Genomic DNA, 20,398 nt, shown 5'->3' on the forward strand with positions numbered 1-20,398 from the left:
CTACATTAAAGTTTCGTCATGTGATCCGCACAACCGGCCATCCACCGGTTTGCGCGGATCAGCCGCCGACGGCGCTGTCCGTCACCTGACCACCAGCGCGCTCCGCCACCGTATGCTTCAGGTCGATCCGGTCGCGCTGGGAAATCCCGAGCAGGTCGGAGGCGCGCCAGACGACGTTGTCTTCGAATTCGGAGACCTGTCCGTCGGCATAGACCAGCTCCCACATCATCCGGACGATGCGCTTGCGGCCCTCTTCGTCGAGCGAGCGCATGATGACGCTGGTGAAGTGATAGAGGTCCACCGCCTCGCCCTCGACCTGGGTGGCGTCCGCGATCAGACGATCCGCGGTGCCGCGATCGAGCTTAAAGTGGCTTTCGATCAGGCTGTGCAGCTTGCGCTGCTCGGCCGCGCTCGGCTGGCCGTCGAGCGAGATTACGTGGACCAGCAGCGCGGTGGCCGCCAACCGATAATCGCTGTCACCGAACGTGCGGTTCTGGTCATTGGGGGCAACAATATCGGCGATGAATTGGCGCAGGCCGTCGAGCATAAGATCCTACCGAAATCGATACAGCCGCGAGGCGCAGCCGTTACCAGCATTATATGAGCAGGAAACTCAACCGGCGCAACGTGCGTCAGTTCCGCGCGCTGCATTACGTTTCGGCAATCTGGCTACTGTGAATCGGACGCGAGTAGCAAGCCAGGCCCTTCGCTGTCGTCCCGGCCTAGTGCGCAATTGCGCACGGGCGCCGGGACCCATAACCACAGCCTGTGGATTGACGAAGACTCACCATCCCGCCCATTCCAGAAATCACGCGGCATGGGTCCCTGCTTTCGCAGGGACGACAGCGGAATTCCGTCACGGAATCTCGTACACCACCATCTTGTCGGCGATGCCGCGCAGCGCCGCCTGTTTCTGGATCGGCTTGATCGCGCGCTGCTCCAGCACCTCCGCAACCGCGGGCGCATCGAGCACCGGGCCGGTGATGTGGATCTCCTGCGCGGTCGACAGGCTCTGCACGCGCGCGGCGATGTTGACCGTCTGGCCGAAATAATCCTGCCGCTCGTTAAGCATCACCGCGAGGCAGGGACCTTCATGGATGCCGATCTTGACGATGAGATCATCGGTCCCGCGCCGCTTGTTGAGCTGGTCCATCGCCGCGCGCATCCGCAGGCCCGCGACGATGGCATGCTCGGGACGGACGAAGGTCGCCATCACGGCATCGCCGATCGTCTTCACAACGGCGCCCTTCTCGGAGGAGATGATCTCGAGCAGCGCATGGAAATGCGCGCGCACGAGATCGAAGGCGGCGAGGTCGCCGACGCGCTCGTAGAGCGCCGTCGAGCCCTTCAGATCGGTGAACAGGAAGGTGAGCGACGTGATCTGGAGCCGCTGGTCGAGACTGAGATTGTCCGCCTTGAAGACATCGCGAAAGGTCTGGTTCGACAGCATCCGCTTGGCGGTGAGGAACGGCTTGCGCTTGCCGATGAGATGATGGAGTGCCTCGGCCGCGATGAACACCGACGGCAGCACGCGCACGCCGGCCTGGTTCTCCAGCGACAGCCGCAGCGGACCCGGCCGCATGGTCGTGGTCCCCGTCGGGGCCTGCACCTTGTTGTACATGATGGCGAGCTGCTGACGATCCTTGGTCGGCTCGCCCTGGACGTCGATGAAATGGGCGGCGTGCGTGACCGGCTCGAAGATGATGACAAAGTCACTCGGCAGCTGCAGCGACATGGTCGCCTTCTCGCCGGCCGGCAACTCCATCGTATCCAGCGTCACCTCGTTCGCCAGCGTCGCGAACGATTCCTTGTTGAAGTCGACGCCGGAGCTCCAGAACACCTGCTTGAAATACTCCCACACCGGCAGCGTGTCGGGGTCATGCGCCGCGATGCGCCGGACGCGCGGATTCACGGTGAAGGACACCTCGACCTGATCGTCGACGGAGGCCTTGTAGCCGCAGGCGCAGAGCGCGCAGTGATAGTCGTCGGGCTTGAGCGCCTTCAACGTCGTGTGCGCGCCGAGCACGCCGCCGCAGCCTGGACACAGCACGTTCCAGCCGAGATCGAACAGCCCGAGCCGTGCTGCGTGCAGGAACGCCGAGATCGCGTGCTCTTCGTCGACGGCATGGTGCGTCGCGAAGTCGAGGACATTGACGCGATTGAGCTCGTGATCCTGGCCGTCCTCGATCAGACGCGCAATCGCATCGACCACCTTCGCGTCGGCGGTCTGCTTCAGAACGGAGAACTGGGCCTGGATGTCGCTCATCGCGGGACTCTGCTGGTTGAATCACGCCATCGGCCGGGCAATCGCCTGTCACCGACGGGTGATACGGAACATGGGTGAGTGGTCCGGCTGGGTCGTGACGACGCCGAGCGGGATCACGGGATTCGCCTGATCGGCGAGCTCGACACGGAACGCGCCGATCAGCCGGGCCAGCGCCAGCACGGATTCGGCTTGCGCAAACGGCGCGCCGATGCAGACGCGCGGACCTGCGCCGAACGGCAGATAGGCGAAGCGATCGGGCGCCTCCGTCGACATGAAGCGCTTTGGAATGAACGCGTTCGGCTGATCCCACAGCTTCTCGTGCCGGTGCAAAAGCCAGGGCGCGATCATGATGATGTCACCCTTGCTGATCTCGATTCCCGCCGCATTGTCCTTTTCGCGTGCGGCGCGCGCGACCAGGAAGGCCGGAGGATAGAGCCGCATGGTCTCGTCGATTACCGCGCGGGTGAATTTCTGGCGATCGATGTCGGCCATGCTGTCGAGATGCTCGCCGCTTGTCTCGGACGCCACCTCCTCCTGCGTCTCCGGATCGAGTGCGAGCAGATAGAGCGCCCAGAACAACGCCGTCGCCGTGGTCTCATGACCCGCCAGGATCATGGTCGCGACCTCGTCGACGAGCTGCTCGTCGGAAAAGCCCTTGCCGGTTTCCGGATCGCGCGCCACGTCCATGAGATCGAACAGGTCACGCGGCGGCGCGCCGTCCTTCTTGCCGGCGGCGCGCCGCTCGGCGATCAGCATGGCGACGAACTCGGTCCAGCGCTTGCGGAAGCGGGCGCGGGCAAAATCCATCGGGCTCGGCCACGACACCGGCAGCAGCATGTCGAGGAAGTAGGGCCGTCCCAGCCGGGACGCATACTCCATGATGAAATTGCGCAGGGTCGCGCCATGCCGGTCCATGCCGAACGAGAACATCGTGCGCCCGGCGATCTCTAGCGTCATGCGCTGCATGATTTCGCGCAGATCGACCGGCGCGCCCGTCTGCGTATCGAGCTTCGCGATGGTCTCGTCGAGCACCGCCGTCATGTGCGGCACGAGGTTGGCGGTGGCGCGCGGCGTGAAGGCCGGCGCGAGCGTGCGGCGCTGGAACGTCCAGGAATGACCTTCCGCGATCAGAAGCCCGTCGCCGAGCACCGGGCGCAGCATGCGGATGCCCGCCGGCGTGCGCGTATAGTTCTCATAATTGTTGAGCAGGACGTGCCGGATCGCATCCGGCTGATTCAGGATGAAGCTGTTGCGAAGGAAGAAGCGGCCCTTGATGACCTCTTCCTCATAGGCGGGCTGCCCCCATGTCGCGATCATGTTGCGCCGGATCACGGCAAGCCGGCCGAAGAACGACATGTCGTCGGGCGCACGCGGGGGAGCCGGGGGGATGATGGGCCTACGCACGCTGGCGATATTCATGGCTCTCTCCCGCAAGATGTGACGCTGGCAAATAGCTAATAAGTCAGCTCGGCGACCGCAATCCTGTTCTGCTCGGCGGGCCATAGCCGCGCCGCAACCCGTTCTTCGCTAAACTGAGCGACGATACTCCCAAAGGCATCAATGCTATAGCGACGCACGGTTGTTGCCGAATCGGTAGGCACGCCAGACTTGACGTCCTTAGGCTCCTCGCCGCCAAACAGGACCACGTCCCGCGGCAAACCAAAATAGCCCCGCGGTCGCGACATGATAGCGACGGCGTGAGCCTTAGCATCCGCTGGCCCGAATGGACGCGCCGGCCGCAGATGCACCACGTCGGAGGAGCGGGGAAAGGGCGAACGGAAAATGTGTGTGATCGGTGCATCCGGCGCTGTCAGCACAAACTCGAGCGTCCAGGTTGGATCGACCTGGACGGGACCCCAGCGGCCATCCGCTCCGGTCTGTGACTTGTGCAACCCGTCGCCTTTACGAAAGCCGTCCTCACTCGTGCGGAAAATTTCGACGGTCGCACCTGCCACGGGGCGATTGGTCGGAACGCCGCCCGGCGTGCCCGTCACCAGCCCGCTCAAAGTTACCTTGGCCTCAGGTCTGATAGAGATCCGGTCGGGCTCACGTCCGGCAATGAACTTGTAGATCTCGCGGAAGGCGCGCGGGTGGAATGCCACCTCGCGATGGTCGAGCGCGCCGAGCACGAGATTGGTGGCGCCCTTCAGCTCCGGCCCTTCATTGGTGACACCGGTCGGCGTGCCGGGCTTGCCGATGAATCGGCCGTCGGCCTGGGCGTATTTGTCCATGCCGTCGCTGCGCAAGGTGAGGAAGGCGATACCCGGCGTCACCTCGCTCTCGCCCTCGTTCAGGCCACGCAGGAATACGCCGCGGCCGTTGAACTCGTTGTTGGGCTGGTCGTCGGTGGCGAACACGCCGTGATTGGGCGTGCCGCACAAGACCGCGTGGCTGACGTCGCCGGCACCGCCATTCTTGATCACGTTGCGGATCGAATAGCCGCCGCGCGAGCTGCCGACCAGCGCCACGCGCGCCGCGCCGGTGCGGCGCTTCAGCTCAACGATGGCAGCGGCGAGCTCGCGGCGCTGGTCCTCGGTCGAGGAGCGGTTCGCCTGCTCGACCTTGTCGTCGCTGCGCGCGTTGGGATCGGTGAAATTGATCGCCATCATGCGGTCGCGCGCGATGCCGTTGGATTCCATCCGCCACAAGGTCGTCATCCAGAGCGCGTCGTAGTCGCCATTGCCGTGGACGAACAGGATCGGCGGCACCTCGGTACCCGGCGCCGCAGCGGGCGCGGATTGGGCCGATGCGCCGGTCCGCAAGCTCGCAATTGCGAAAGGCAAGCTGCCGGCCCCCTGCAGGATCGTCCGTCGCGACAGCTTCATTTGTTCCTCCCGGCAAACCAACTCTTTGCACCGCTTATAGCGGCTTAACCACTGGACAGCGAAGGACTTTCGCGGGCATCACTGAATTGGCCGGAATCGCCCAGGATCACTCCAAGACCATTCTGCCAGCCCGTTTGGAAGGGGATATGACCGAGCAGACGAACCGCCAGAAAATCGCCGCCGACGGCATCACCGCGCCTCTGCGGTACACGGTGTTCCGGCGCATCTGGCTCGCCAGCCTGCTCTCCAATCTCGGCCTCCTGATCCAGGGCGTCGGCGCGGCCTGGGCGATGACGCAGATGGCGGCCTCGGCGGACAAGGTGGCGCTGGTGCAGACTGCCTTGATGCTGCCGATCATGCTGATCTCGATGCCGGCCGGCGCCATCGCCGACATGTATGACCGCCGCATCGTCACCCTGGTCTCGCTGATGGTCGCGCTCGCCGGCGCGACGGTACTGACGGTGCTGGCCGGGTTCAATCTCATCACCCCGGAGACGCTGCTCGCCTTCTGCTTCGTGGTGGGCAGCGGCAACGCGCTGTTCGGCCCGGCGTGGCAGTCTTCGGTCAGCGAACAGGTGCCGCCCGATGCGCTGCCTTCGGCCGTCGCCTTGAACGGCATCAGCTACAACATCGCGCGCAGCTTCGGTCCCGCGGTCGGCGGCGTCATCGTCGCCGCGCTCGGCGCGGTGGCCGCTTTCGCCTGCAACGCGATCCTCTATCTGCCGCTGCTGGTGGTGCTGCTGCTGTGGCGGCGCAGCACCGAGCCCTCGCGCCTGCCGCGGGAAAAGCTCAACCGCGCCATGGTCTCGGGCTTCCGCTACATCACCAATTCACCGCCGATCAAGATCGTGCTGTTGCGCACGCTGGTGATGGGCCTGATCGGCGGCGCCATCATGGCGCTGATGCCGCTGGTCGCGCGCGACCTGCTGCATGGCGGTGCGCAGACTTACGGCATCATGCTGGGCGCCTTCGGCATGGGCGCCGTGATCGGTGCGCTCAACATCCACGAATTGCGCAAGCGCATGAGCGGCGAGGCTGCGATCCGCGCCTGCACCATCTCGATGGCGTTTGCGATGGCCGCCCTTGCCCTGAGCACCGAGCCGGTGCTGACGGCGACCGCGCTGGTATTGGCCGGGGCGGTCTGGATGGCCGCGATCGCGCTGTTCAATATCGGCGTGCAGCTCTCGGCGCCGCGCTGGGTCGCCGGCCGCTCGCTCGCGGCATTCCAGGCCTCGATTTCCGGCGGCATCGCCATCGGTGCCTGGGGCTGGGGCCATCTCACCGACTATGCCGGCGTCGAGGTCGCATTGCTGACCGCGGCCGGCCTGATGCTGATCTCGCCGCTGCTCGGAATCTGGCTGACGATGCCGCGCGTCGGTGCCCGCAACGAGGATGCCGACGTGCTGGCCGATCCCGAGGTGAAGCTGTCCCTGACAGGGCGCAGCGGACCTCTGGTGGTCGAGATCGAATATCGCGTCGCCCAGGAGAACGCGCGCGCGTTCCACAACGTGATGCAGGACGTGCAGCTCTCCCGGCAGCGCAACGGCGCCTATGGCTGGTCGATCGCCCGCGACATCGCCGACCCCGAATTGTGGACCGAGCGCTATCATTGCCCGACCTGGTTCGACTATTTGCGCCAGCGCAACCGCTCGACCCAGTCAGAACGCGCGCTGCATCAGCAGGCGATCGATTTCCATATCGGTCCCGAGCCGGTGCGGATCCGCCGCATGCTGGAGCGTCCGTTCGGTTCGGTGCGCTGGAAGGAGGAGACGCCAGATCGTGCCAGTGCCGAGGTGCTGCCGGTGGTCGCGACCGCGGCGGGGAGCAGCACGTAGGTTCTCGTCACCACTCCGCCATCGTCCCGCCCCCCGGGCGCAATCGCGCGCTAAGGCGCAGCTTGGCGCATCTCGTCGACAAACGCAGCGATAGCCTGGCCCAGTGCACGGTTGCGATCCATCAGGTCCTGAACTGTGCGCGCGACGTCATCGGCCGCTCCGCGGCTGGTTGCCGCGTCGCCGGACACTTCGAGCACGTGCCCAGCGACCGCGCGAGCTCCGACAGCAGCGGATTCGGCACTGCGACTGATGTCGCCGATCGCAGCATTTTGTTCGTCGAGAATGCTCACGATCGATGTGGTCGTTTCGCCAACCCGATTAATGACGTCGAATATCCGCCGGATAGCGCTCACGGCAGCATTCGTTTCGGTCTGAACCGCTACAATTTGCGTGGCAATCTCATGAGTGGCGTTCTTGGTTTGATTTGCCAGTGCCTTGACCTCTCCAGCAACGACGGCGAAATCCTTGCCCGTTTCTCCCGCCTTGGCAGCCTCGATCGTCGCATTCAGGGCTAGTAAGTTGGTTTGGGATGTAATTGCTTCGATCAATTGCACAACCTCTCCGATGCGTCCGACGGCGTCGGCAAGTCCGTTCATTATGGTATTTGCCTGCTCCGCCTCTTGTGCCGCCTGGTGCGAGATCTCGGATGACAGTGCCACTTGTCGTCCGATTTCGGAGCCCGAGGCGAACAGCTCCGTGGTTGCTGCAGCCACTGACTCAACGTGTGCCGTGGTTTGCTCGGCGGCATTTGTCGCAGTGCTCGAGCGTTCTGCGGTACGATCGGCAACTGTACTCATTGTCGATACGGCGTTGTTCAGGGCCGAACTGAGTTCGGTCAGCGTGGCCATAAGCCCCGCAATCCTTCCGTCTAGCGCGTCCGCTGCGCCTCGCAATACGTCGGCACGCTCGGAGGAGGCACGTTGCTTCAATGTTTCCTGCTCCTCCTGAAGACGACGATTCTCGATCGCGCTGGCCCGGAAGGTCTCCATTCTGCGTGCAAGTCTCCCGATCTCGTCTTTGCGTTCGGTGCCGCTCACGACCGTGGTCAAGTCACCGGCGGCCAGCGCATCGACTGTGGCGGTCAAGGCGACGATCGGTCGCTGCACGGTTCGGGTCAACCATCCTGCCGCCAAGAGTGCAATCACGAATGCTGCTGCTGTGGCTCCCAGTACGATCGCGGTAGTCTGATCCGCCATGCGCTCCTTTCGCCCTTGGACCGCCGTTATTTCTTGCTGCATGGCGTGGACTACAGTTGCTATCGTTTGATGAACGGCTTCCTTGGCCTCTTGAGTTGAGGGCTGGCGAGCGAGCGCCAGAAGATCAATCTCGGTTTTCTTTCGCCACGCCAAGATCCGTTGGTGGAGTTCGTCCAGCAACGAGCGGTCGGACAGAACGGTCGACGAAGCGGCGAACGCTTCGTCGGTTGATGATCGTGCCGGCCCCTCAAAGTCTGCCTTTAGCGCTTTATCTGCTCCGGCTATATAGCCATCGAGTGCGGCTTCTTCCCTCAGCAAAGCCGTTTCGACGTTCTTCAACGAAGTAAGTGCAGCCATGTTGGTTGCGAGTGTGCTATCCTCCGTCCGGAAAGCCGTCAGTGCGAACATCGTGGCGCCCACCATGACAATGAAGACGGCCACAATAATCGTGAAGCCGAGTGTCATCCGCAGCCGGAGCGTCATTGGCGATCTTCCTTAGAATCAGAACGTCGATGCCGGCCTATGAGGCTCAGATCTTCAGCGGGTTGCAGGCTCCACGCTTGTCTGAGCGCGCGATCCGAGAAAGCAGGTAGTCGACCTCGGAGCGCGCTGCTTCCGTGAACGCGCCGGCGGGTTTACGCTGAGCTGGCGAAGAAATGAGACCTCTGCGAGCCAGAATGTATTTGCGGGCACTCAGCCCGACACCAGGCTGCTGTTCGTACTTGAGAAGAGGCAGGTGGAGGTCGAACAGATCGTGAGCGGCGTCGCGTTGCCCGGACCGAGCCAGGTTTATGAGGTCCACGAGCATGTCGGCAAATGGATAGCCGGTCATCGCGCCGTCCGCGCCGCGCTCGATCTCGAAATCGAGGAAGAGACCGTTGTTGCCGCAGAGAATGGAAACGTGACGCAGAGCTCCGTCTGCTTCCCATTTGCGCAGCGTCGTAATCTTCTCCAGGCCGGGCCAATCCTCATGCTTCACCATCACGCAAGACGGATTGTCCGTGATGATGCGCTTCAGGACGGTGGGCGACATCACGACTGAATAGTTCAGCGGGTAATCCTGGATGCAAAACGGCGTGTCGGACCCGATCGCGTCTGCCGCCTGAGCATAGTACGTCACGATCTGATCGTCGGTCCGCAGGGTGTTCGGCGGAGCGATCATGACGCCGGCGGCGCCGGCATCCATAGCGGCGGACGCCAGCGTGCGCATCGCAGCGAAACCGGCAGAAGTGACCCCGACGATCACCGGAAGCTTGGGGGCGCGCTTGACGAAGCGGGCGGCGACTTCCAATGCTTCAGCGCCGTCGAGTTTGGGTGCCTCCCCGAGCACACCCAGTACGGTCATCCCCGTCGCACCGATCTCCGTATAGAAGTCGCTCAAGCGATCGATGGATGCAAAGTCAATTCGGCCATCTTCATGAAATGGCGTCGGCGCGATCGGATAGACGCCGCTGGCGCTAGTCTCGAGCTTCATGATTTCTCCATTGTGGGGCTGGTCGGAATAGTAATTGTTCTAATGTAGACATATAGTACAATTACGAAAATATTGAGTCAAGGCTTGGCGTTGCCCCAGGCGTCTGGCGATCGGCGCTCCGGATAGGATTGGCGCTGAAAGCGGAGATGGGTTTCCTATGCAAAATCCCGCCGTAGGCTTTCCGACACTCGTTTTTTAGAGCTGTATTGCCTAGAAGATCAGTATCTGGTGTTCGCTGCTTTGGAATGCGCTCGGACAACCACACATAGGATGCGAGCCGTGGACTCTAAGTCACCTGGACAGCGCGGTCTCAACTAGAGGTAGGCTCGAACTGATGTCTCGATCCAGCTATCGACTCGCTAATCAAATACTGGATTTTGTGCGCGACGCTCGCTTTGGGCCCGGACATCACCTGCGTGAACAACACGTCAGCGAAATGCTGGGAGTGTCCAGAACGCCGGCTCGGGCGGCGCTCAGCTTGCTTGAGAAGCAAGGGATTCTGGAATCCAGGAAGAACCAGGGCTTTTTTCTAAAGGCGGGGCCCCAAGAGCTTCATGCCGTAGACATGGAGGTGCCCACGACGGCAGAGCAGGACCTCTATGCCAAGATCGTCGACGAGCGGTTATCGGGCAAATTGGGCGAATCCTTCACTCAGTCCGAAATCGCGCGGCGATACGAGGTCGATCGTGCATTGCTCCAGAAAGTACTTACGCAATTAGAAAACGATGGGCTGCTCTCGCGAAATAGCGGCCGCGGCTGGACCTTTCAGCCGACCATAGACTCGCAAATTGCTCTACGCAGCAGCTATGATTTCAGAAAGACGATCGAGCCTGCCGGAATTCTGCTCGACACATTCCAAGTGGACAGCGTTGCGCTAGAAAAGGCTCGACGTCAGCACCTTTTCCTGGAGGCACATCCAAATATCGGAACGGTTAGATCTACGCTGCTGTTCGAAACAGACGCTCAGTTCCACGAGATGATCGCCGAGTTTAGCGGCAACAATTTTTTCGTGCAGGCGATCCAGCAGCAGAACCGCATGCGTCGGCTCTTGGAATTCGGCGGATATGCAAACCGCCGGCGTGTGAAAGATTGGTGTCGAGAGCACCTGAAGATCCTGGACGCGATTGGCTCCGGCGACAGGCGCGCGGCCGCGCAACTGATGGCCGAGCACCTCAATGCGGCTTTCAGGGCTGCGCCTAAGAAGCACTTGGATATCGCACGGAGCTAGCGGTTCGACGTCGCGGAACGTACGCCCCCGCACGAAGGGCATGCACGTGAGCAAGCTCCGCCTTGCTGACACGGCCGCATAACGAGCGCATCTCCTACGAAGCGCCGTCCAAGTTGTGCTCGCGCAGGCATCAGGCGCGACCCGAATGCATCAATAATACAATACTATGAGGCGGCTCCGGCGCTCCTGCGAGACGAATTGAGCCGAATCTGCATGAAAACCCTTGACGCGATCACATTCGCAATTGTACTGTTGATCTCAATTAGAGCAATCAAGGTCACTTATCGAGGCCGGCGTTTTCACGGAAATCAGGTCGGTATTCGCTCGGGGACGACACGGCTTCGTGGGCTGCAACGTCATGAGCTCACCGGCCCTGTCGCCTTGTGATGCCTGTTTCGAAATTGGCCGACTTAAGCACGGGGCGGAAATGACGGCCGATCGGACGAGCCTTCGCTCGTGTAGCGGCATCGTCGGCGGTCGTGGTTGCCTGGCCTTTCAACGCGGTCCGGGCGGCTCCATCAAAGGAGGGACATGAAGTGAAGTATTTCTGCAATCTCGGGTTCGCGCTCGTTGCCACCTTTACCGCCGGAGCGGCAGGCGCCGAGGAGCTGACGGGCACTCTCAAGAACATTAAGGACACCGGCTCGATTACGTTGGGCTACCGGGATTTTTCGATCCCCTTTTCCTATCTGGACGACAATCAGAAGCCGATCGGCTTCGCGATGGATATTTGCTACAAGGTCGTCGACGCTCTGAAGAAGGAGCTCAAACTCGACAAGCTCGACGTCAAGCTCAACCCGGTGACTGCGGCAACACGCATTCCGCTTTTGGCTAATGGAACGATAGATCTCGAGTGCGGTTCGACGACCAACAATGCTGAACGGCAAAAGCAGGTTTGGTTCACCAACACGCACTTCCTCACCGCCAGCCGATATCTGACGAAGAAGTCCAGCGGCATCAAATCGATCGACGACCTGAAGGGTAAGGCGATCGTATCGGCAGCCGGCAGCACCAACGTCAAGCAGCTCATCGAAGCAAATCTCACCCGCCATCTCGGCGCTACCATCATTCAGGCCAAGGACCACGCTGAAGCATTTCTGATGGTCGAGACTGATCGCGCCGTCGCCTACGTCATGGACGACGTCCTGCTCGCCGGTCTCATTGCGACTTCAAAGAGCCCGTCGGACTACGTCATCTCGAGCGACGCGTTTTCGAAGCCCGAGCCGTACGGCATCATGCTTCGCAGGGACGACGTGCCCTTCAAAAAGGTCGTCGATGCCGCGACCGCAGAACTCTACACAAGCGCGGAAGGCCAGAGGCTCTATGACAAATGGTTCACCCAGAACATCCCGCCGAAAGGCTTGAACTTCAACACGCCGATATCGACGGAGCTGAAGCACGAGTTCGCCAATCCGTCTGATTCCCCGAATCCGGACGACTACAGGTGATCGGGCAGCGCTCGGGAGCGCGGACCGACTTGGATTCACGGATTGAGACCTCCGCTGCGAAAGGCCACGAGCCCAAAGTTCTGACGGCGGTAAGACGGCGTCGATTGTGCGACGGATGAGGAATACGCGTCGCGCTGACCGGGCTCTGGGGCAGCTGTTCTTCAACGCGGCGCGAGAGCTCGCCTTGGAGGTGATGGGTCTTTTCGAAAGGAGAACGCATCTCTCGATCGTAGATCAGCACGAAAGCAGGAGTTGCAACATGTCCGTCGGCGTGGGGGGGTCGTGAACTACAATTGGAATTTGATGATCTTTTTCCAGCCAAATCCGTTGGGGACCGGCACCTATCTAGATACGTTGCTGTCGGGATTGGTGGTCACTCTCGAAACGGCGCTCTTAGCCTGGTTCATCGCGCTGGTCACAGGGGCTGTGGTCGGCGTGATGCGCACGCTGCCATCGCAGCGCGCTAATTGGGTGGGCTTTGCTTACGTCGAGTTCTTCCGCAACATCCCGATTTTGGTGCAGCTATTCCTGTGGTTCTTCGTCCTGCCGGAATTTCTGCCGAAGTCCGCGGGATTGTGGCTCAAACACCTGCCGAATGCGCCGTTCTGGACTGCCGCGATCGGCATCGGCTTCTTCATGTCGGCACGCATTGCGGTGCAGCTTCAGGCCGGCATCAGCTCGCTACCCCGCGGCCAGAGGCAGGCGGCGACAGCGCTTGGGCTGACTACAGTGCAGGGCTATCGCTATGTCCTGTTGCCTATCGCATTTCGCATCATCCTGCCGCCGCTGACCTCCGAGTTCCTAAGTACGATAAAGAACACCTCCGTCGCGATCACCATTGGTCTCCTCGAACTGACCGGGGAAGCGCGCTCGATGCAGGAGTTTTCATTCCAGGTCTTCGAAGCGTTCACAGCGGCGACCATTCTATACCTTCTGGTCAACGTGGTCGTAGTGATCGGAATGCGCGTGCTCGAGCGCTACGTCGCGATACCCGGCTACGTCACGGGGAAATGAGGATGCTCGCAAATCTGGATTTCGACGTCATCCGCCGCGCCCTGCCGTATCTGTTCTACGAGGGGATGACCTTCACGCTCATGCTGACGGCATTCTCAGCCCTAGGTGGACTGATTTTCGGCACCGCCATCGCCCTGATGCGGTTGTCCGGTCGCGCGCCGCTCGGACGTATCGCGGGCCTCTATGTCGACTTCATGAGGTCGCTGCCGCTGGTACTCGTCATCTTCTGGTTCTATTTCCTGGTCCCGTACATAGGCCAATGGGTGACCGGCGCCTCGCGCCCGATCAGCATCGGCGCGTTCGCGTCCTCGCTCGCCACATTCATCATGTTCGAGGCGGCATATTTCTCCGAGATCATGCGGGCTGGAATCCAGTCGATCTCGCGCGGACAGCCGGCAGCTGCAAGTGCGCTCGGCCTGACCTACGCACAAAGCATGCGCTACGTCGTGCTGCCGCAAGCTTTCCGGAACATGCTCCCGGTTCTTCTGACCCAGACCATCGTGCTGTTCCAGGACACGTCGCTGGTCTACGTGCTTTCGATTCCGGACTTTCTCGGTGCTGCGAGCAAGGTCGCACAACGCGATGGCCGGCTGGTCGAAATGTATCTGTTCGCAGCAACCGTCTACTTCGCCATCTCCTGCGTCGCATCCTTTGGCGTCCGCCGCCTGCAGTCGCGCATTGCCATCATTCGATAGAGCCAATCATGATCGAGATCAGAAGCGTCGATAAATGGTACGGCACCACCTTTCAGGTGCTCAAGAATTGCACCACGAACGTCGCCAAGGGCGAGGTGGTCGTGGTCTGCGGTCCCTCCGGTTCGGGGAAATCCACGCTGATCAAGTGCGTCAATGCCCTGGAGCCTTTCCAGGGCGGCGACATCATAATCGATGGAACGATCGTCAATGATGCCAAGACCAACCTGCCGAAGCTCCGATCGCGCGTCGGCATGGTGTTCCAACATTTCGAACTTTTCCCTCACCTCAAGATCATCGACAATCTCTGCCTGGCTCAGGAAAAGGTGCTGGCCAGATCGCATGAAAAGGCGGTGGTGAAGGGTATGGCTCTGTTGGATCGTGTCGGCCTGAAGGAGCACGCGCAGAAATTCCCGGCCCAACTCTCCGGCGGCCAGCAGCAGCGCGTGGCTATCGCACGCGCGCTGGCAATGGATCCAATCGCCATGCTGTTCGACGAGCCGACCTCTGCGCTTGATCCTGAGATGATCAGCGAAGTGCTCGACGTCATGGTGGACCTCGCACGTGAAGGTATGACCATGATGGTGGTGACCCACGAAATGGGATTTGCCCGAAAGGTAGCCAATCGAGTGATCTTCATGGATCGCGGCGAAATCGTCGAAGACGCGGACAAGGCTGACTTCTTTGATAAGCCGCGGAGCGATCGCGCGCAGAAGTTTCTGTCGAAGATACTCTCTCACTGATCGAGCAATCTTGGCTGTGAATTTGCGCACCAAGCTCGCCTGGGTTCCTGTCGCGGGTCCAGCGTCTGCCGCGATCGCGTGGTCAGATCATCCGGCGAATATTGGCTCAACTAATCAAACTAACATCAACCAAGCCGAAGGATAATCGAAATGGATTTGGGTCTAGCGGGAAAAACCGCACTCATATTGGGCGCCGGCGGTGGCCTCGGCGGTGCGATCGCGAGCGCCTTGGCTCATGAGGGTGTTCGCGTGGCGCTCGGCGATATTGATGTGGCGGCTCTCGAGCAGCGGAGTGCCGCGATCTTGCGCGAGAACGGTGCAAGCCTGGCACTACCCTGGAATCTTGCCGATCTTTCGGCTATCGACCGGAACGTCAGTGCGATCGAGAAGGCGTTCGGCCCGGTGGACATTCTCGTCAACAACACCGGTGGCCCGCCGCCGACGCCTGCTGCCGGTCAAGACCCGGCGCTTTGGTCGTCCAATTTCCATTCCATGGTGCTCTCGGTTGTTGCCTTGACTGACAGGGTTCTACCAGGCATGCGCGCGCGAAAATGGGGCCGGGTGATCACCAGTACTTCCTCAGGCGTCGTCTCGCCGATTCCGAACCTCGGCATTTCGAACGCGCTGCGGCTGTCGCTCGTCGGATGGTCGAAAACTCTCGCTCGGGAAGTTGGAGACGACGGCATTACCGCGAACATCGTGTTGCCTGGCCGCATTGCAACCAGTCGGATCCGCTTCCTGGACGAAACGAAAGCGAAGAAGGAGGGGCGGAGTGTCGACAAAGTCACCGAAGAGAGCGTGGCGTCGATTCCTCTTGGCCGTTACGGTCGGCCTGAAGAATATGCCGACGTCGTCACGTTCTTGGCGAGTGATCGAGCTAGCTACATCACGGGAAGCGTCATTCGCGTTGACGGCGGCTTGATCGCAAGCATATGACGATCAGGTAAGCGGCAGTTGGGAATGACCATGGACGCTCCGTAGGGCCCGAAATGTTGCGATCTAGGCCGGGACGACAATCACTGCCCGTGCTCGGTCAGCACCTTGTCGCAGCCTTTGCTCAGCTTCGTGCGGTGCTGCTTGAGGCAGGCGAGCACGGCGCCATCGCCATTGTTCATCACGGCACGGCAGAAGCGGGTGACGTCGCGCGCGCAGGCATCGTGGCCCGGCTGCTGCTGCGCGGATGCGACCGATGCGCCGAGCAGCAAAGGAAGAATGAAAAGAAATCTGGTCATCGCGTAATGCCTCTTACCCGGAAGAATGTGCAGGCGAAGCTAGTGCGACGATCCCTCAGCCGCAACGGCTTTATTGGCAGGCTGCATGGCGCTTCCGCGTGACCCCGGCTTGACGCCGGGGCGTATCGCGAGGGGAGCTAACCGACGCAACGATTGCAGTGTTGCGTGCTCTTACTGCTTGTCCTGGGCGTCAGCGACCTTGCGCGACGCGCCCTTGGCGAGATCCTTGTCCATCACCGCGCGGCAGCCGGCGCTGAGATCCAAGCGATGCTTCATCATGCACGCCGTGATCTTCGGGATGTTGGGGATTTCCGACGAGCACAGGCGGAAGGCGTCGCCGGTGCACTGCTGCTGCGCCTCGGCCGAGAAGGCGAAGCTCGAACTCGTCGCGACGAGCGAGACGATGGCGGCAAAACCGAGCGCCAGGCTGGTGTCGCGGAGACTGGCAGAGAAGGACTTGGTGTTAAGAGGCTTGGTGTCAAGAGACTTGGTCATTTGAAGCTCCCATTGGCACCGTCGCAACGGGGCCCGTTGTTGATGGGAACTACGATGCTCCAGCAAAACAGTTTCCACTGTGATGATGGTCACGGGCTGCACCCCGACTGTGATGTCGGTCACTTTGGCGCACCTCCCTGAAATTCCTCCACAACCGCCGTCGTGTTGGTGTCACGTTAACTGTTACTTCGCATTAATGGCTCGTCGCGCGGGAAATTCCGCCGGTTTGGTTGCGTAATTGGAAAGAGTAGCGATGCGTAATGCGTTGGGCCTGATGTTGGCCAGTGTAGTTGCGGCGGTCGTGATCGCCGCCGGCGGTTGGTTTTATTATTCCTCGCGCGCCGATCAGGCCGCTCCCAAGACAATTGCCGCCCGTGCCGCCGATCCATTGCCGGCACCGGCGAAGCTCGCCGCCAGGGATGACGTCGAGACCACCGCGACGATCGCGGCCAAGCCGACAACGGTTGCTCAGGCACCCGCGCCCGCCCCGGCCATGCCGGTTCAGCAGAAATCGACCTGCGCCAATCCGAACGCGCTGGGCGTCTCCCGCGTGGTCGAGATCGACACCACCGGCGGCCCCGGCTTCGGCTTCGACCATTTCAAGCAATTCGACTTCCTCACCGACAAGGAGGTCGTGCTGACCTTCGATGACGGTCCCTGGCCCGTGAACACGCCGAATGTGCTGAAGGCGCTGGCGGATGAATGCACCAAGGGCCTGTTCTTCTCGGTCGGCAAGCACGCGACCTATCATCCGGAAATCCTGCGCCAGGTGCTGGCCCAGGGCCACACGGTCGGCACGCATACCTGGTCGCACGTCAATCTGAACGGCAAGAAGATGACCGAGCAGATGGCCAAGGACGAGGTCGAAAAGGGCATCAGCGCGGTGAAATTCGCGCTCGGTGCCAACCCCGCGCCGTTCTTCCGCTTTCCGCAGCTCCAGCATAATCCGGCGATCGTGAGCTATTTCGGCACCCGCAACGTCGCGATGTTCTCGACCGACGTCGACTCCTTCGACTTCCGCAAGGGCGCGACGCCGGAAAAGATCATCGAGACGGTGATGACCCGGCTCGACAAGCTCGGCAAGGGCATCATCCTGATGCACGATTTCCAGAAGAATACCGGCATAGCCCTGCCGACGCTGCTCGCGCGGTTGAAGGCCGGCGGCTACAAGGTCGTGCAGATGAAGGCCAAGACGACGCTGCAGACGCTGCCGGAATATGACGAAGCGATCATGAAGGACATGAAGGTGCCGACCGCGAGCACGAACACGCGTCCGATCGGAAGCGTGGTGCAGACGGTGTCGCAGTAAGCTCGACCACATTCAAAACTGCGCATGGCCGGGCTTGTCCCGGCCATTTGCTTTTGGCGAGCGGCTTACCAATAGATGCCGTGGCGGTGCAGCTCGCTGATGATGCGGCGCTCGGTCCAGCGCCTGGACTTCGGCTTGTCCGCCCTTGCCGTTTTCTTGGTGGCGGGCTTGGTTGTCGCGACCGGCGCCGGGGTGGTCGTGGGCGTGGTCGCCGCCGGAGCGGTCGGAGTGGCCGTGGCGGCCGGCGCAGAGAGCGACACTGCCGGCGGACGATCGGAATATTTCGGCGCCTCGGTGGCCGGCGCAGCTTCGCTCGCCTGCGGCGTGGAGGTGGTCGCCGAGGTTGGCGTGGCCAGTGGAGCGGGAGCCTGGGCGCCCGCCGCGGACAGCGACAGGCTGCGGGAGCCGTCTGCCTGGGCAGAGGCAGAAGCCAGGACCATGGCGGCAACCAGAATGATCTTGCGCATGTGAAATCTCCCCGTGATGGCGTGCCCGGGACATTACGGGGAAGGTGTCCGGGGTTAAGTGATTGGCCTCACACAATCGCGGAGCAATTTCGAACCGGCCGGCTGCGATCAACACCCCCGCCGATAAACCCGCAGCGTCACGTCCGGAAAGCTCATGCTGTCGAGCAGGCAGACGCCCTTTTCCGCGTCCATGCGGGCGATGAGCTCATCGCCGACCCGCGGTCCGACCAGCGTATGCTGGATCGAGCTCGAGACGACGAGGATATTCGACTGCAGAAGCGCGTCTGCGGTGGCCGCTGCCGTTCGATGCAGCATCTCGCCGCGGACGACGAGATTCATCCGCGCCTGCGCCGCATACAACTGAATGGTCGCGGGCGTCACCGGATAGGGACTCGAAAAGCCGACGTAAAGCGGGCCCGACGGCGGCGGTTTGACGTCGCGCAGAAGCGACCAGAGACGCTCGGTCGATGCGCGGATGCTGTCCTGCTGCTGCGCGCTCAGCGGCGTCGCCACGCTGAGCTGACCGATCACGACGTGCTTGACGAACAGCGCGAGGGCGATCGCGAGCGCAAGCACGCGGCCCGCTGTCAGCAGATGGCGACGGATGTCTTTCGCAAGGGCCGTGCGCGCAAGCAGCGATTCCATGGACGCCATGCTGGCGCAGCCATTGAGGACCGTCGCGACGATGAACACGCCGTAGAACATTGCGCCGAAAAAGTAGGTCTTGATCTCGGCAACGGACGGAATGGCGTAGGCAATCAGCACGGTCGCGAGCAGAACGACGGCATCCAGCACCGCGGCCCGGCCCTGGATCGCAGCGAGCACGAAGCGCAGCAGCATCAAGGCCAACCCGATGGCGAGCCAATAGTGCAGGCCGAACTGTCCCTCTCCACCGATGGAGAAGCGTAGCAGTCCGGGCCAGAAACCTTCGCCCGTCGTCCAGAGGTCGCGCTGGCCGACGAACACGTTGAGAATGTAGGTGACGGTCTCGACCAATGCGGGTCCGATCAGCACGGCCGTGGTCGCGATCAACGGCAGCACGAACCACGCGAGCGCGCCGAGCGCAGTCCTGATCGACAGGCGCAATCCGCCGGCCTGGATGCAATCGACGACCAGCCGGATCGCGAACGCGCTGCCGAGCAGAGCAAGCGCAGCCGGGAACGATGTCGGCTTGATGCAGGCGGCGAGTGCGCAGGCAACGCCGAGGCCAGCCAGCGACCGGGCGCTGCGCCGGAGCACGCCGCGATAGACGATGGCACCGGCAGCAAGGCCGACGGTAAGTCCCGAGGGCAGATCGGGACGCGCCTCGGTAATCGTGTGCCACAGCACCGGCACGCACAATGCTGCGATCAGACACGATGCGATCTCGAGGACCGGCCGTCGCCGAACCAGCCAGATGATCCCGAGCAGGAAGCCGAAGACGATCACGGCATGAACGAGATAGGGACCGACATAGCTTCCGGGAAACGACCAAAAACCGGTGGCCGCCACCAGCGTCGAAAACGGCGCATGGTGATGCAGCAAGTCCCAGACGCTGCCGGCGACGCCGCGGCTTCCAAAGGCATTCACCCATCTGACCGCGTCTTCGAAATAGGCGACATCGTCATAGAGCGGGGGAACGGACAGCCGGCTGTGCAGCCGCGACGCGTCGAGCGATTTGGAGGCGACGATGGCGGTGATCAGCGCCGCTGGGATGACGAGACCGGGCAGCCGGACCCAGTCGCTCCGATCCGCGGCCCCGGTTCCGTTCGCCATGCCCCTGCCTGCCCCCAACGCCCACACCCCAGCCAGGCAGCATCGTAAGGACACCGGCATCGCGCGCAATGCGCCGGATGCAATGGCCGGGACCTAGGCTTGCGCTTCTTGGATCGGATGAGCTGAGCGGCCCGAGACATAGGTGACAGAACGTACCGGACACATGGGTTACACTTTCCGCTTTTGTTCTGCGGGAGGTGGCGATGCCGTGGAGAGCGAGTTCGGTCATGGAAGAACGCCTTCGCTTTGTCGCCCGGCTTCTGGAAGGAGAAGCCATGTCCGAGGTCTGCCGCGAGTTCGGCATATCGCGCAAGACCGGCTACAAGATCTTCGATCGCTATAAGGAGTACGGTCTCGAGGCCCTGAGCGATCGCTCCCGGCGGCCGGTCCGCTATGCCAATCAGCTGCCGAGCCAGATC

At 61.9% G+C, this 20,398-nt stretch carries 19 protein-coding genes; 9 read left to right on the forward strand and 10 right to left on the reverse strand.

The window, feature by feature from the left end; translation table 11 throughout:
- Positions 1 to 58: 58 nt before the first annotated feature.
- From A3AS_RS0118025 to A3AS_RS0118040, 4 genes are all read right to left on the reverse strand, one after another.
- The gene (locus A3AS_RS0118025) at positions 59 to 547 is read right to left on the reverse strand and encodes a TerB family tellurite resistance protein (RefSeq protein ID WP_018318970.1); all 489 of its coding nucleotides are present in this window, start codon (positions 545 to 547) and stop codon (positions 59 to 61) included.
- 309 nt (positions 548 to 856) lie between these two features.
- A complete protein-coding gene (locus tag A3AS_RS0118030) occupies positions 857 to 2,266 on the reverse strand; it encodes an adenylate/guanylate cyclase domain-containing protein (protein ID WP_018318971.1) in 1,410 nt (469 codons plus the stop codon).
- A gap of 48 nt (positions 2,267 to 2,314) precedes the next feature.
- Entirely contained in the window at positions 2,315 to 3,685 is a 1,371-nt protein-coding gene (locus A3AS_RS0118035; protein WP_018318972.1) for a cytochrome P450, read from the reverse strand.
- 35 nt (positions 3,686 to 3,720) lie between these two features.
- Positions 3,721 to 5,091 (reverse strand): hydrolase, encoded by a 1,371-nt coding sequence (locus tag A3AS_RS0118040; RefSeq protein WP_026202104.1) that lies wholly within the window; start codon positions 5,089 to 5,091, stop codon positions 3,721 to 3,723.
- Between the two features lie 146 nt (positions 5,092 to 5,237).
- Between A3AS_RS0118040 and A3AS_RS0118045 the strand changes: the two genes are divergently transcribed.
- Complete coding sequence (locus tag A3AS_RS0118045; protein WP_018318974.1) at positions 5,238 to 6,926, forward strand: MFS transporter; 1,689 nt, start codon at positions 5,238 to 5,240, stop codon at positions 6,924 to 6,926.
- A 50-nt stretch (positions 6,927 to 6,976) separates the two neighbouring features.
- Here A3AS_RS0118045 and A3AS_RS43515 read toward each other — a convergent pair whose 3' ends face one another.
- Together A3AS_RS43515 and A3AS_RS0118055 are read right to left on the reverse strand one after the other, a co-directional pair.
- Entirely contained in the window at positions 6,977 to 8,605 is a 1,629-nt protein-coding gene (locus A3AS_RS43515) for a methyl-accepting chemotaxis protein (protein WP_018318975.1), read from the reverse strand.
- A gap of 46 nt (positions 8,606 to 8,651) precedes the next feature.
- Positions 8,652 to 9,596: a dihydrodipicolinate synthase family protein gene (locus tag A3AS_RS0118055; RefSeq protein ID WP_018318976.1), complete on the reverse strand. Its 945-nt coding sequence runs from the start codon at positions 9,594 to 9,596 to the stop codon at positions 8,652 to 8,654.
- A 334-nt stretch (positions 9,597 to 9,930) separates the two neighbouring features.
- On the opposite strand from A3AS_RS0118055, the gene A3AS_RS0118060 reads away from it, so the two are divergent.
- From A3AS_RS0118060 to A3AS_RS0118090, 6 genes are all read left to right on the forward strand, one after another.
- Positions 9,931 to 10,824 (forward strand): GntR family transcriptional regulator, encoded by an 894-nt coding sequence (locus tag A3AS_RS0118060; RefSeq protein ID WP_049814908.1) that lies wholly within the window; start codon positions 9,931 to 9,933, stop codon positions 10,822 to 10,824.
- Between the two features lie 536 nt (positions 10,825 to 11,360).
- Positions 11,361 to 12,272: an amino acid ABC transporter substrate-binding protein gene (locus A3AS_RS0118065; protein ID WP_018318978.1), complete on the forward strand. Its 912-nt coding sequence runs from the start codon at positions 11,361 to 11,363 to the stop codon at positions 12,270 to 12,272.
- A gap of 282 nt (positions 12,273 to 12,554) precedes the next feature.
- Complete coding sequence (locus A3AS_RS0118075) at positions 12,555 to 13,286, forward strand: amino acid ABC transporter permease (protein ID WP_018318980.1); 732 nt, start codon at positions 12,555 to 12,557, stop codon at positions 13,284 to 13,286.
- A 2-nt stretch (positions 13,287 to 13,288) separates the two neighbouring features.
- Complete coding sequence (locus A3AS_RS0118080) at positions 13,289 to 13,981, forward strand: amino acid ABC transporter permease (RefSeq protein WP_020508695.1); 693 nt, start codon at positions 13,289 to 13,291, stop codon at positions 13,979 to 13,981.
- A gap of 8 nt (positions 13,982 to 13,989) precedes the next feature.
- Positions 13,990 to 14,721 (forward strand): amino acid ABC transporter ATP-binding protein, encoded by a 732-nt coding sequence (locus tag A3AS_RS0118085; RefSeq protein WP_018318982.1) that lies wholly within the window; start codon positions 13,990 to 13,992, stop codon positions 14,719 to 14,721.
- Between the two features lie 150 nt (positions 14,722 to 14,871).
- Positions 14,872 to 15,657, forward strand: a complete 786-nt coding sequence (locus A3AS_RS0118090) for an SDR family oxidoreductase (RefSeq protein ID WP_018318983.1) — start codon at positions 14,872 to 14,874, stop codon at positions 15,655 to 15,657.
- A gap of 80 nt (positions 15,658 to 15,737) precedes the next feature.
- Here the strand turns inward: A3AS_RS0118090 and A3AS_RS0118095 are convergent, their stop codons facing one another.
- Together A3AS_RS0118095 and A3AS_RS0118100 are read right to left on the reverse strand one after the other, a co-directional pair.
- The gene (locus A3AS_RS0118095; RefSeq protein WP_018318984.1) at positions 15,738 to 15,953 is read right to left on the reverse strand and encodes a cysteine rich repeat-containing protein; all 216 of its coding nucleotides are present in this window, start codon (positions 15,951 to 15,953) and stop codon (positions 15,738 to 15,740) included.
- A gap of 171 nt (positions 15,954 to 16,124) precedes the next feature.
- Complete coding sequence (locus A3AS_RS0118100; RefSeq protein ID WP_018318985.1) at positions 16,125 to 16,448, reverse strand: hypothetical protein; 324 nt, start codon at positions 16,446 to 16,448, stop codon at positions 16,125 to 16,127.
- Between the two features lie 253 nt (positions 16,449 to 16,701).
- Here A3AS_RS0118100 and A3AS_RS0118105 point away from each other — a divergent pair, with 253 nt between their 5' ends.
- Positions 16,702 to 17,757 carry a polysaccharide deacetylase family protein gene (locus tag A3AS_RS0118105; RefSeq protein WP_018318986.1) on the forward strand — a complete coding sequence of 352 codons (1,056 nt, stop codon included), beginning with the start codon at positions 16,702 to 16,704 and terminating at the stop codon, positions 17,755 to 17,757.
- A 65-nt stretch (positions 17,758 to 17,822) separates the two neighbouring features.
- On the opposite strand, the gene A3AS_RS0118110 is transcribed toward A3AS_RS0118105, so the two are convergent.
- Positions 17,823 to 18,224: a hypothetical protein gene (locus tag A3AS_RS0118110; RefSeq protein WP_018318987.1), complete on the reverse strand. Its 402-nt coding sequence runs from the start codon at positions 18,222 to 18,224 to the stop codon at positions 17,823 to 17,825.
- Positions 18,225 to 18,332: 108 nt separating this feature from the next.
- The gene (locus tag A3AS_RS0118115; protein WP_018318988.1) at positions 18,333 to 19,979 is read right to left on the reverse strand and encodes a hypothetical protein; all 1,647 of its coding nucleotides are present in this window, start codon (positions 19,977 to 19,979) and stop codon (positions 18,333 to 18,335) included.
- A gap of 203 nt (positions 19,980 to 20,182) precedes the next feature.
- Between A3AS_RS0118115 and A3AS_RS0118120 the strand changes: the two genes are divergently transcribed.
- Positions 20,183 to 20,398 (forward strand): helix-turn-helix domain-containing protein (locus tag A3AS_RS0118120; protein WP_026202106.1); only part of this gene is annotated, 216 nt, incomplete at its 3' end.

The organism is Bradyrhizobium sp. WSM2793, from assembly GCF_000379585.1.
Lineage (GTDB): Bacteria > Pseudomonadota > Alphaproteobacteria > Rhizobiales > Xanthobacteraceae > Bradyrhizobium.